This is a genomic window from Clostridioides sp. ZZV15-6383 (assembly GCF_020657735.1).
Classification (GTDB): Bacteria; Bacillota; Clostridia; order Peptostreptococcales; family Peptostreptococcaceae; genus Clostridioides; species Clostridioides difficile_D.
Genome location: NZ_JAGWCV010000073.1, coordinates 1 through 12,657, shown reverse-complemented (window position 1 = coordinate 12,657; position 12,657 = coordinate 1). Strand labels below are relative to the sequence as shown.

Here is a 12,657-nt window from a genome sequence, read left to right as displayed (position 1 = left end):
GTAATATGTTTATCGATATAAAATTTCTTTGACTTGAATTTGCTAATTTATATATATCAAAATTAGATTTGATATATAAATTTATAGGTGTATTAATTAATAATTTTAATCAATACACCTACCTACTTTTAATCTTCTTTTATCAAAGTACTTTTCCATGCATCTTCTTTAAATCCTAGCAGTACATTTTTACCATCAAAAAGTAATGGCCTTTTAATAAGCATACCATCACTTACTAATATTTCTAAAAGTTTATCATCAGATTCAGACTTTACAACATCTTTAAGCCCCAGTTCTCTATATTTCATACCACTTGTATTAAAAAATTTCTTTATATCATATCCACTAGTCTTATAAATTAAATCTAATTCATCTTTACTAGGAGGATTTTGAACCATGTCTATATCTTCAAATTCTAAATCATTTTCCTTAAGCCAATTTTTTGCTTTTTTGACAGTAGAACATTTTGTATATCCATATAATTTAATCATTGTATTAAAAGTTCCTTTCTAATTTTTTATTGTTATACCCATAATTTTCATATTATAACTAATTTATATCACAATCATTCTAAGCTTTCAACATAAAAAATTACCATGTTTCAAAATAAAAATTTATTTACATTAAATACATAAATGCTCCTTTCATTATAGATTTAACATAATTTAAATATTCATTATTAGATTAAATTTTAGAATAATAAAAGGGCATAGTGTATTTGATTTTACTCGCCCTTATTTATCTTATAAAATTCTACCCTAATTGATATTTATAAAATCCTAAACAGTTTTTTCTTTTATTTGAACATTTTCTACTATACCATCTTTTATACTTATAATTTTATCTGCAACATTATTCGAGAAAACAACATCATGTGTAATTATTAGTATAGTCATACCTTTATCTTTAAGTCTGTTCATTATATTGACTACTCTTTGAATAGTATCAATATCAAGTGCAGAAGTAGGTTCATCAAAACAAAGAACTTTTGGCATTAATGCACATGACCTAGCTATTGCAACTCTCTGTTGCTGTCCTCCTGACAATTCAAATGGATATGAATTTAATTTATCTTCTAAATCAACTAATTTTAAAAGTTCTCTAGCCCTCTCCTCAGCCTCTTTTCTAGGAACTTTAAAAACATTAACTGGGGATTCAGTTATATTTTCAAGAACTGTCATATGAGGAAATAAATTAAAATTTTGAAAAACCATACCTATTTTTCCTCGTATTTTTGACATATCTTTCTTACTTTTTATTACCTCATTATCTATTATAATCTCTCCACTATCAAATTCTTCAAGACCATTTATACATCTCAATATTGTTGTCTTTCCTGCACCAGATTTGCCAAGTAAAACTCCAATCTGACCTTCTTCTAACTCAAAAGAAATATCTTTAAGTACTTTATTTTTTTTAAATGATTTATTTAAGTTTTTGATTTTCAACATATAAAAACCTCCTCCTATAATATTGTAACTTTATCTGTAATAAGAATATTTTTTTTCAAGTAATTCAAATCCCTTAGTAAGTATAGCTACAAATATAAGATATATTGCTCCTGCCTCAAATAGTGGTAATAAACTTGCTTCTCTATTCATTGCTATTTGAGATATTCTTAAAATATCATTTAATCCTAATATATATACTAAAGATGTATCTTTTACTAATGTGATTACTTCATTTGAAATAGGTGCTAGTATTCTTTTAAAAACTTGTGGAAAGATTATTCTCTTATACATAGTAAATTTATCAAATCCTAGTACTTTTGAAGCTTCGTATTGTCCTCTATCTATTGACTGTATTCCACCTCTAAATATTTCTGCAAAATATGCTGCATAATTTAAGAAGAAAGCTACTATTCCAGCTGTAAATCTGTCAAATACAATTCCTAAAAGAGGTAACCCATAAAATATGACTATCATTTGTAAAAGTAAAGGTGTACCTCTCATTATCAATATATAACATTGTGTAATACCACTTATTAATTTATTTTTTGATAATCTTAAAAATGCAACTCCAATCCCCAATGGAATTGATACTATCAATGTTATACAAAACATTGCTATAACTATCTCTAAACCTTGTAACATGCCTTTAGTGCCCCCTTCTTAACAGCTAACTTATCTTTTATTTAAACCACTTATCATAAATTTTGTCAAAAGTTCCATCTTTTTTCATTTCTTTTAATGTTTCATTTATTTTCTTACAAAGTTCTGGATTTTCTTTAGAAGTTGCTACAACATAATCTTCTAGCCCAAAATCTTCTTTTAATACTTTATATTTATCTTCACCTTTTTGTCCCATATAGTATCTAATTAAAACTTCATCACCAACAACTGCACTAGTTCTACCTATCTCTAAATCTCTAAGTGCTTTATCATAAGTATCATAAAGAACTGGTGCTCCACCTTTTAAGCTATTCATAAAAGCTTTATCTTTTTCCACTGCATCAAGTGCTGTTGAACCTTGTTGAGTTCCTACTTCTTTATCTTTTAAATCAGCTTTTGAATTTACCTTTGAATCACTTAGAGTAACTATTATCTGCTTATTTTGTAAATATGGTTCTGTATATGATACTATTTTCTTTCTTTCATCTGTTATAGAATATCCATTCCATAATACATCTACAGTTTTTGAATCATTTAGTTCGGTTTCCTTCATTGACCAATCTATAGGTTGGAACTTAACTTCCATTCCAAGTCTCTTAAATGTTTCTTTAGCTAAATCTACATCAAATCCTACTGTATCTCCCTTTTCATCCAAAAATCCCATTGGTACAAATGTATTATCAAATCCTACAACTACTTCTTTTTTAGATTCCTTTGAAGTATTCTTATCCTTTTCATTATCTGTATTTGAACAACCTACTATTCCACCTAATAAACCTAACATAATTGTAAATATTCCTAATTTTTTTAATATATTTTTCATAATATTCTCCCTTAATTTTTAAATTTTTAAATATTTTGATTATTTTCAAAAAATGTATCTGTTTGCAATATAATTCTCTGCGCGCTTAAAAAATTATATTAAAAAACTCCCGTCTCTAGCTTCTGCTAGAGGACGGGAGTTGACTCTCGTGGTTCCACCTCTGTTCATTAATGCCTCACGACACTAACCTCTTTAAGTACAATAAAATAATTATACTCTAGCACTATAACGGGTGCAAGGTTTCCGGAAAGCTCCTAATAAAGTATTTCTACTCTTTCAGAGTCCTGCTCAAAGATGTGTTCAAAGTAAAATCTATTGCTCCTCTCACCAATCGGAAACTCTCTGTTTAAGATTAATTACTTTTACTATTTCTTTTCTTAGCATTTAATGTTGTTTTGAATTGTTATTATGATATTGATTCTATAGTATAAGGTAATATCTGTCAATATATATTTTAAAATAAATATAAAAATCTAGCTCCAAGGTACAACTTCAACTTCACCATAACATCTTTCTACCAATCTATTGGAGTATTCTCCTCTGTAGCCCAAAATAAAAAGTAAAATAAGCTCAATATATCTCGTTCCTATTGAAATTATATTCCAAATATCTTCAACTTCTAACACAGCTCTATGAGTCTTTCTGCTTGGATGAACTATGCTATTTCTTAAATAAATAACTAAATCCACTCCATCATCAAACTTATTTTTTATTATATTATCGAATATATTTAATTCATGTTTCCCATATGGTATCTTACATATATCAAGTAACATCCTTATATTTCTGGATGCTAAATTACAATCAAAAGCTTCATCTGTAAGCACTTTATTTTGTTCTACTAGAATTACATATGACAAAGTTTCAAGTGCAATTTGTACAGATATTATGTTATTTTCCATAGTCACACTTCCGAGAGATTCTATATACCAATCAACAACACTCTTTATAGCAGAACCATAATAAAAGTCTTCTAACTTTTTACACATAAGACTTATATACTTTTCCATATTATGATAATTTGAAAGAGTATCCGACCATGTTGGCACATATTTAAAAGGAGATATTTGATTTTCATTCCATATTCTATAAACTTCATTACCACTTCTATACCCCTTGGCCAAACAAAATCCTACGTATCTTCCGCACATAAAGCTCAGAGCTGTTGATATTCTATCTAAAAGATTTATTGTATTATTTGTTCTAAAAATTCTACCATCTTTTCTTCTAACTCTACCTATGTGAGTTATTATTGCTCCAGATTTAGACTTTAACTCTGATTTCAATTCTTTTCTGTAATCATACCGTTTATCTATAGTTACAACATAATCATTTATATCAAATTCAATTCTACCTGCATATACTTTATCATTGTATTTAATAAGTTTTCCAGGTATTTTATCTAAGTTTATTATATTAAAATCTACATGTTCAACATAGGAATTTTTAGATTTTATACAGTCATCATTGATATAACCTTCTATACTAAAATCACTTAAAGTGTTTATTGTTATAGAAATAATTTTATAACCATGAACTTCAAGAATAGCATTATCATAATCCCAATCTAAATTATCATCTTTATTATCTATTTCTTCAATGCAACCTATCTCTGCTTTAAAATTTATAGATATTGGAGGTGTCATTTTATAATAAATTCTTCCATTACATCTATATTTTTTATCTAAATATATGCAAAACCTGCCTTTATAGATACTAATATCTTCATTGATACCACAGCTTAAATACTCCGATGTTATAGCATCATCAATTTCTTTCATTTTCATTCCCACCTTTAATTTTGTATAATAATATAGGGATTGTAGTTCTTTTTTATTTCGTAAAACTCAATCTATTGTATAGTTTAACATATTATTTTTATTACTTATGTACCTTAATAAGATTTCACATCTATGTTAATATATTTTATTGGTATAAATTTTCATAATTAATCTATCCATGAAAATTAGCACTGTTGTTTATTTGCTATCTTAGTTGTAAATGATTGTAACAAGCTAAACTTCAATTTTTATAGTCTACAATATGACTTAATATACGATCTATATTTATTTCAATTTTATTGTCAATATCTCATTGAGCATTTGCAGATATTAGCAATAATCCTCTTACTCGAATATATGAACTTTCATTATTAATCATTTCTAAGAATGAGTCAAAAAAATAATATGTAATATTTGATTTTAGGCTTTCATTTTCTAAAAATAAAAAAGTTTTATATGCTTCATTATGATTTTTTGAATATAATTTATTGATAAGTAAATCGAGATTTTCCAATTTTCTCATCTCCCTTATGACAGACTTCTATTTAAACAAAGTATAACATATTCAAAAACAGATATAAATAAACATCTATACTAAATAATAAATATAAAATTATTCTAAAATTACTTTCTCTTTATTTCCAAACAGTAAAACTAAAATTCCACAAATTTATTGAGTACAGACTATAAAAATAAGCTATCAAATAATTTATACTTGATAGCTTATTATTTTTATAATTATTTTTATAATTCTTTTTTTAAAGTTTCTTTTAAACTATCATATGCGAAATCCATTATTTCTCTACATGCAACTAAATCTTTTTTTAAATCTATGCATAACTCTGAACCATATTCTTTTCTCACTGTTGTTGTTAAATCTTTAGCATATACTTTAGCTTTAGTACTTTCATCTTCATGGTTTCTACCTTTTACATATCCAATTATTATATTTGATGCATTTACTGCACCACATAAGCTAGCAACCCCACATCCTGAACCTAGTCCACTTCCTAAGCAAACTGGTATATCTGCATTAAATTCCTCATTATATGCTTTTATAACTGATTCCGCACAATTAAACCCTTTTTCATGATATTTTGATGCTATAACTTTATTACACATTAAGATTCCCCCTCATCTTTGTAAATTAAAATAAATTTTTTGACATTTTTCTAAAAAAAATTTCTTTTTAAGATTATTATATCAAATACTAACAATAAAAACACTTTTTTCTAAATTAACTATGTCTTTCTAAATTTAATAGTATCTCTTTCAAATCGGAATGATTTCCCATATACCCACCAATATTGTTTTTGCCAACTACTCTGTGACAAGGTATTATTATTGGAATTCTATTACTTTTACTTGCTTGTCCTATCGCTCTTACAGATTTTGGGTTGTTTATATTTTTTGCTATATCTGAATAATATAATGTTTCTCCATATGGTATTTTTAACATTTCCCTATAAACCGATTTTTGGAATTCAGTTCCCTCAATTCGAATATTTAAATCAAACACTTTTCTTTTTCCATTAAAATAATCATCTATCTGACTTATTGCTTCTTTTAAATCTTCTTTGCTTCTCTTTATATCAATTCCTTTTTTGATATATTCGTCTTTTAATTTATTAAACTTTTCATCTCCTATATCTACACTTACTATAAAGCCTTCTTCGCTTAATATATACAAATTTCCTATTTTTGATTGATAAACATCATATACTAAATTCATATAAATCCCTCCTTTAAACTAGTATACATATAATTTTTTGACTAATAAAGAGTTACCCTAAAAAATAGGATAACTCTTCTTTTACAATTATTTAATATATACTATTTTTTTACTTAATAGCGTTTAATATATCAAAATATCAATTTTATATATTTTTAAAAGCTTTAGAAAGCATAAGTTTTATCCTGTTAAGCTGATTTACCTCACTTGCAGAAGGGTCATAATCAATAGGTATTATATTTGCATTTTTATACAATCGCTTTAATTCTTTTATAGACCCCTTGCCAATTATATGATTAGGTAAACATCCAAAAGGTTGCATACAAATAATATTTTCTACGCCTTCATTTAATAACTCAACCATCTCACCTGTTAGAAGCCAACCTTCTCCAGTTTGATTTCCTAATGAGACTACTGGTTCTGTATTTTTTGCAACATTCTTTATGTCACCTGGAGCGTAAAATCTCTCACTCTTGTCAAGTGCTTTTTTATACACTTTTTGGTATATACTAGTTATATATATAAATGCTTCTCCTATCATTCTGCTTTTTCTACTTCCCTCTAAATGAGTTTGTTTATAAATAGTATTAAAGGCACAACTTAAGAAGAAATTTGTAAGGTCTGGAACGACTGCTTCAGCACCTTCTCGCTCTAATATCTCCACTAGATTATTATTTGCAATCGGATGGAATTTCACCAAGATTTCTCCTACCAAACCTACCTTTGGTTTTTTTACATCGAGTATCTCTAAGTTATCAAATTCCTTTACTATATCTTTTATGTTTTTAGTAAATACAGAAATCTTTGCTTTGACAAGAGAAGATTTGCATATATCAACCCATTTTTCATATAGAGCATTTGTACTTCCAGGAACTTTTTCATATGGTCTTACCCTATAGAGTACTTTCATTAATAAATCACCATATACAACAGACATAAAAAGTCTATTGATTAATTTTAGTGATATATTATCCATTATTCCACTATCTTCTATTCCATTTACACTAAGTGCAATGACAGGAACATTTTTAAATCCAGCATCATACATAGCTTTTCTTAAAAATCCAATATAATTTGTAGCTCTACAACCTCCACCAGTCTGAGTTATAGTAACAGATGTATTATTTAAATCATATTTACCAGATTTTAATGCTGTTATTAACTGACCTACAACTATTATAGCTGGATAACATGCATCATTATTTACATATCTTAATCCTTCTTCAATTACACTACTATCTGTATCTTTTAGAATCTCTATATTATATCCACTTAAATTCACAGCTTTTTCAAGAAATTGAAAATGTATTGGGGACATTTGTGGCGCTAATATAGTATGTTTGTTCGTTATTTGATTGTTTTTAGAATACTGTATCCTATTTGCCTTTATATTTTTTACATCTATGTTTTTGCTTTCTCTCTCAAACATAGCTGCTTTTAAAGACCTCATCCTTATTTTAGCAGCTCCTAAATTGTTGCCTTCATCAATCTTTATGATAGTATATATCTTTGATTTTTCATTAAGTATTTCTTGAACCTGATCTGTGGTTACTGCATCTAGTCCACAACCAAATGAATTAAGTTGAACTAATTCCAAATAGTTTTTGTCTCTTACAAAGCTAGCTGCTTTATACAATCTTGAATGATATACCCATTGGTCTACAACTCTAAGTGGTCTTTGTATATTAGCTAAATGACATATGGAGTCTTCAGTAAGCACCGCCATATCTAATGAATTTATAAGCTCTGGCATTCCATGATTTATTTCTGGGTCTATATGATATGGTCTCCCACATAGCACAATTCCCTTCATGTTTCTTTCTTTTATTTCTTTAAGTGCTCTTTCACCTGCAGCTTGCATCTCCATTTTAAATGAATTTTGTTCATCAGTAGCTTTATCAACTGCATGATTAATTTCTTCTTTGGTTATCTTTATACCAGAAAAACTTCTCAATAACTCCTCATAGAGTCTCTTTTTCAGTTTTTCCTTATCATTTAGACTTATAAATGGATTTATGTAGTTTATGTTCTTATCTCTTATATTTTCTACATTGTTTTTTATTACTTCAGAATATGATATTACAACAGGACAATTATAATAATTATCTGCACTTGAATCCTCTTTATTTTCATTTGTCACACTTGGATAAAATATGTTTTTTATTCCTTTTTCAATTAAATTTTCTATATGTCCATGAACTAACTTTCCAGGATAACAAACTGTTTCAGAAGCAATACTAGTTATACCAGTTTCATATAAGCGTTTTGATGACCTATCTGAAAGTACAACTCTAAATCCAATATCATTGAAGAAAGTAAACCAAAATGGATAATCCTCATACATATTTAATACTCTTGGTATACCTATTTCTCCATTTTTTGCCTTTTCTTTTTCCAATGGTTTATATCTAAAAATTCTATCATATTTGTACTTAAATAGATTTATTGGTTTTTTCTTTTCTAGTCCTATTTTTTTATCACCATAAATAGCTTCACCCTTCTCACATCTATTTCCTGAAATAAAAATTTCATTATCAGAAAACTTATTTATGGTAAGAAGACAATGATTTGAGCATCCTTTACATCTAGTTACACTTGCTTCTAATTTTATATTATTCAATTCTTCCTTAGATAATAGAGATGTTTGATATCCACTTTCATATTTTTCTTTTGCTATAAGTGCTGCACCAAAAGCTCCCATAATTCCTGAAATATTAGGTCTAATCACATTTTTTCCAATTAGTTTTTCAAAGCTTCTAAGTACTAAATCATTATAAAATGTTCCACCTTGTACAACAATATTATTACCAATCTCATTTAAATCTCTAATTTTTATTACTTTGAATAAAGCATTTTTTATTACAGAATAAGAAAGTCCTGCTGATATATCTCCAACACTTGCACCTTCTTTTTGAGCTTGTTTTACTCTAGAATTCATAAATACAGTACATCTTGAACCTAAATCTACAGGGCTTTGAGAATAAATTCCTTCATGTGCAAATTCTTCTATTGCCATAGATAGAGAACTTGCAAATGTCTCTAAGAATGAGCCACAACCTGAAGAACAAGCCTCATTCAATATTATATTGTCAATTACTCCATCTTTTATTTTTAAGCACTTCATATCTTGACCACCAATATCAAGTATAAAATCCACATCTTTATTAAAAAATTTAGCAGCTTTATAATGTGCTATAGTCTCTATTTCCCCATTATCGATTTTAAGTGCTTTCTTAATAAGACCTTCTCCATATCCAGTTACAGTTGAACTCAATATTTTAATGTCTTTTGGCAATATATTATATATTTCATTTATAACCTTGATAGTTGTTTTTAATGGATTTCCTTCATTACTATTATAATAAGAATATACAAGTCTTCCATCTTCATCAATAAGTGCTGCTTTAGTTGTAGTTGAACCTGCATCAATTCCTAAATAACAATTACTTTTGATTGAATTTATATCTACATGATTTATTTTTTCTTGTTCATGTCTTTTTGAAAATTCTTCATATTCACTTTTATCTCTAAATAAAGGCTCTAGTAAATTTACTTCTCCATCTTCAATATTCTTTATACTATCCAGCTTTTTTATTAAAGATTCTAGTTCTATACTATCTTCATCCATTGATAATAGTCCTGCTCCAATAGCAATATATAATTGTGCATCTTCTGGGAAAATTATATTTTCATCTTTTAAATCCAATACTTTTTTAAATGCTTCTCTAAGCTCAGATAAAAAGTACAATGGACCACCTAAAAATGCAACATTGCCTTCTATTTTTCTTCCACAAGAAAGAACACTTACAGTTTGTACAACAACTGCATTGAAGATACTCATTGCTATATCAGTCTGCTTAGCCCCATCATTTATAAGAGGTTGAATATCCGTTTTAGCAAAAACGCCACACCTTGAAGCTATTGGATATATAACATTATAGCCTTTGGCAAGTTCATTTAATCCACTGGCATCTGTCTTTAAAAGTGATGCCATCTGGTCTATAAATGATCCTGTGCCACCTGCACATATCCCATTCATTCTTTGGTCTATTCCTCCACTTAGATATGTTATTTTTGCATCTTCACCTCCAAGTTCTATGACAACATCAGTTTCAGGATGGAAATACTCTATTGATTTTGTACTAGATATAACTTCCTGAACAAATTTTATTCCCAGTTTTTTTGATATTCCAATTCCACCTGAACCAGTTATTATAATTGTAGTATTTATATTTCCCAACTTTTCATATATACCATTTAGTACTTCTTTAACTGATTTCTTCACATCAGAATAATGTCTTCTATATTCTTTATGAACTATATTATTACTATTATTAAGTACCACAACCTTCACCGTTGTAGAACCTACATCAATTCCTATATGAAATAATTCATCCATTGTACCCCCTCCATACTTATATGCTTTTTTAATTTTTGTAAGTTCTATGGCTTTATTTTAAGTAAGTTATTTTATAATCTTTATGATTAATATTTTTATTTTATGATTATTTTATTAATCAAAGCTTACTCTACTAGGTAATTCCTAATCCTAACCTCAATTTTTAAATAAGAACATATAGTTAGTGTACTAAATTTTGTCATAAATTTCTACAGATTTTTGTTACTTTTTACATAAATATAACTTAACTCTAATATCTACTTAATATTTATGTACTATGAATTATATTCAGTCATAAAAAAAGGTTGTTAGTGTGCAATTTCTTATTGCACATCAACAACCTTTTTTTGTATATTATTATTTACTTTATTTAATTATGTTTATTACATTTATCCTACAAGCATAAATATAAAGTGAGCTGCTGCCCCTGCACATAATCCGCCTATTGTATGAGAAAGAATGGCTTTACCTGCCAATTGTCTAGCATTTAATGCATCCATCATACCAATGTGTGTACTTAAATATCCACTCCAACACATACCCATAGCTGTAAATACTGCTATATCATTAGGAGTTATAGCTCCTGATTTTATAAATTCTGGAACTAAAGACATTGCTGCTCCAACAGCACCTAATGAAGTTATAGGGAATGCTATTGCTTCTGGTGATGTAAATCCAAATAATGGTTCTAATATAAATCCAAGTTTATCTCCAAGAACTGGAAGTAACTTTATACCTTCATATGCAGCTCCTGTATAAACCTCTTGGCCTGTAGCAGGGTCTGTAGATGGTCCAAAAGTTAATAACATTACTAATGTACATACTACTAGGACACCAGGGATTATAGCCATTCCCATGTCCACTCCCATTTTACCACCTTCAAGAATTGCATCCAGAGCCCTTTGGAATACATTTCCTTCTCTAATTTCTCTGAATTCAACTTTTTTCTCAAGTCTTCCTGTTGCTTTATCTTCCTCTGGATTGTATTTATAAAACTTCTTAGTAAATGTCAACATTATTCTAACACTTATAACACTACCTATAACTGCACCTAAATTACCAATTAATGCTGGAAGTACATATTCTGTACCTTGAGAAATCATAAATGTTGTTAAGATAAGCCCCATACCAAAAGCTGTTCCTAAGTTACATAATGCTGGAACTTGGTATTTTTTAAAATACTGTGTGAATGTTTTATCTTTAGCAAAAGGTATAATAGCTGGATTATCTGATAAATAAGTTGTTATAGCTCCTGCTATACTAGCACCAGGCAATCCATATAAAGGCTTCATAAACATAGCGAAAATTTTATTAATTAATGCTATTACTCCAAACTCTGAAAGTAGTGCGCTTAATGCACCTGCAAGAACTGCCATAGCCATAATTAAGAAAACTGTCTCTAGTAGTAAAGCATGTGCTGTACTCATTATTACTTTGAACATCATTCCTGCTCCCATAATACTACCAACATACCCAAAACCAACTACTAGTAATATTAGGAAAACGAAGGTTTCCATGCTTACTGCCTTAACCTGTCTCCTGTCTGTTAACTTCTCCATTTTGAATCATCCCTTCTTTTTCTTTTGTTATAAAGTTTAACAAAACCTTTTCTCTTTTTTAATTATACTTATAAATATTACTATTTGCAACTTTATTTGTCATTTTTTTATCATATTTAAAATAAAAATCAGTATTTTAATAATAAAAATTTTTCAGATTTATGCAAGTTTTCGACATCTTATCTTTCATTTTATAAAAAGTACGGTTCCTTACTAAATGTATACAGACTCCTCTAACGACCTAATATACAA

At 28.0% G+C, this 12,657-nt stretch carries 9 protein-coding genes, 1 pseudogene and 1 other annotated feature; all 10 genes and pseudogenes read right to left on the bottom strand.

All coding sequences use genetic code 11. The features are described from left to right. Window positions 1–128: 128 nt before the first annotated feature. Window positions 129–491 (bottom strand): arsenate reductase family protein, encoded by a 363-nt coding sequence (locus KGF42_RS17325; RefSeq protein WP_227822664.1) that lies wholly within the window; start codon window positions 489–491, stop codon window positions 129–131. 288 nt (window positions 492–779) lie between these two features. Further along, complete coding sequence (locus KGF42_RS17320) at window positions 780–1,451, bottom strand: amino acid ABC transporter ATP-binding protein (protein WP_227822665.1); 672 nt, start codon at window positions 1,449–1,451, stop codon at window positions 780–782. A gap of 30 nt (window positions 1,452–1,481) precedes the next feature. After that, entirely contained in the window at window positions 1,482–2,093 is a 612-nt protein-coding gene (locus KGF42_RS17315; RefSeq protein ID WP_054273770.1) for an amino acid ABC transporter permease, read from the bottom strand. A gap of 37 nt (window positions 2,094–2,130) precedes the next feature. Next, entirely contained in the window at window positions 2,131–2,934 is an 804-nt protein-coding gene (locus tag KGF42_RS17310; RefSeq protein WP_227822666.1) for an amino acid ABC transporter substrate-binding protein, read from the bottom strand. 125 nt (window positions 2,935–3,059) lie between these two features. Beyond that, window positions 3,060–3,322, bottom strand: a binding site (T-box leader). Between the two features lie 85 nt (window positions 3,323–3,407). Continuing rightward, a complete protein-coding gene (locus tag KGF42_RS17305) occupies window positions 3,408–4,715 on the bottom strand; it encodes a hypothetical protein (RefSeq protein WP_227822667.1) in 1,308 nt (435 codons plus the stop codon). 247 nt (window positions 4,716–4,962) lie between these two features. Then, window positions 4,963–5,229: pseudogene (locus KGF42_RS17300) on the bottom strand (SufBD protein); the annotation flags it as partial. 230 nt (window positions 5,230–5,459) lie between these two features. Continuing rightward, window positions 5,460–5,837 (bottom strand): C-GCAxxG-C-C family (seleno)protein, encoded by a 378-nt coding sequence (locus KGF42_RS17295; RefSeq protein WP_227822669.1) that lies wholly within the window; start codon window positions 5,835–5,837, stop codon window positions 5,460–5,462. Window positions 5,838–5,952: 115 nt separating this feature from the next. Further along, window positions 5,953–6,447 carry a methylated-DNA--[protein]-cysteine S-methyltransferase gene (locus tag KGF42_RS17290; RefSeq protein WP_054273766.1) on the bottom strand — a complete coding sequence of 165 codons (495 nt, stop codon included), beginning with the start codon at window positions 6,445–6,447 and terminating at the stop codon, window positions 5,953–5,955. 145 nt (window positions 6,448–6,592) lie between these two features. Beyond that, on the bottom strand, window positions 6,593–10,846 hold the full coding sequence (locus KGF42_RS17285) for a 2-hydroxyacyl-CoA dehydratase (protein ID WP_227826768.1): 4,254 nt from the start codon (window positions 10,844–10,846) through the stop codon (window positions 6,593–6,595). A gap of 389 nt (window positions 10,847–11,235) precedes the next feature. After that, a complete protein-coding gene (locus tag KGF42_RS17280; protein WP_227822671.1) occupies window positions 11,236–12,405 on the bottom strand; it encodes a hypothetical protein in 1,170 nt (389 codons plus the stop codon). Window positions 12,406–12,657 lie beyond the last annotated feature (252 nt).

Bases quoted from the DNA above. Each gene is read 5' to 3' on its own strand.
- KGF42_RS17325 (WP_227822664.1), bottom strand. From the start codon at position 491: ATGATTAAATTATATGGATATACAAAATGTTCTACTGTCAAAAAAGCA.
- KGF42_RS17320 (WP_227822665.1), bottom strand. From the start codon at position 1,451: ATGTTGAAAATCAAAAACTTAAATAAATCATTTAAAAAAAATAAAGTA.
- KGF42_RS17315 (WP_054273770.1), bottom strand. From the start codon at position 2,093: ATGTTACAAGGTTTAGAGATAGTTATAGCAATGTTTTGTATAACATTG.
- KGF42_RS17310 (WP_227822666.1), bottom strand. From the start codon at position 2,934: ATGAAAAATATATTAAAAAAATTAGGAATATTTACAATTATGTTAGGT.
- KGF42_RS17305 (WP_227822667.1), bottom strand. From the start codon at position 4,715: ATGAAAGAAATTGATGATGCTATAACATCGGAGTATTTAAGCTGTGGT.
- KGF42_RS17295 (WP_227822669.1), bottom strand. From the start codon at position 5,837: ATGTGTAATAAAGTTATAGCATCAAAATATCATGAAAAAGGGTTTAAT.
- KGF42_RS17290 (WP_054273766.1), bottom strand. From the start codon at position 6,447: ATGAATTTAGTATATGATGTTTATCAATCAAAAATAGGAAATTTGTAT.
- KGF42_RS17285 (WP_227826768.1), bottom strand. From the start codon at position 10,846: ATGGATGAATTATTTCATATAGGAATTGATGTAGGTTCTACAACGGTG.
- KGF42_RS17280 (WP_227822671.1), bottom strand. From the start codon at position 12,405: ATGGAGAAGTTAACAGACAGGAGACAGGTTAAGGCAGTAAGCATGGAA.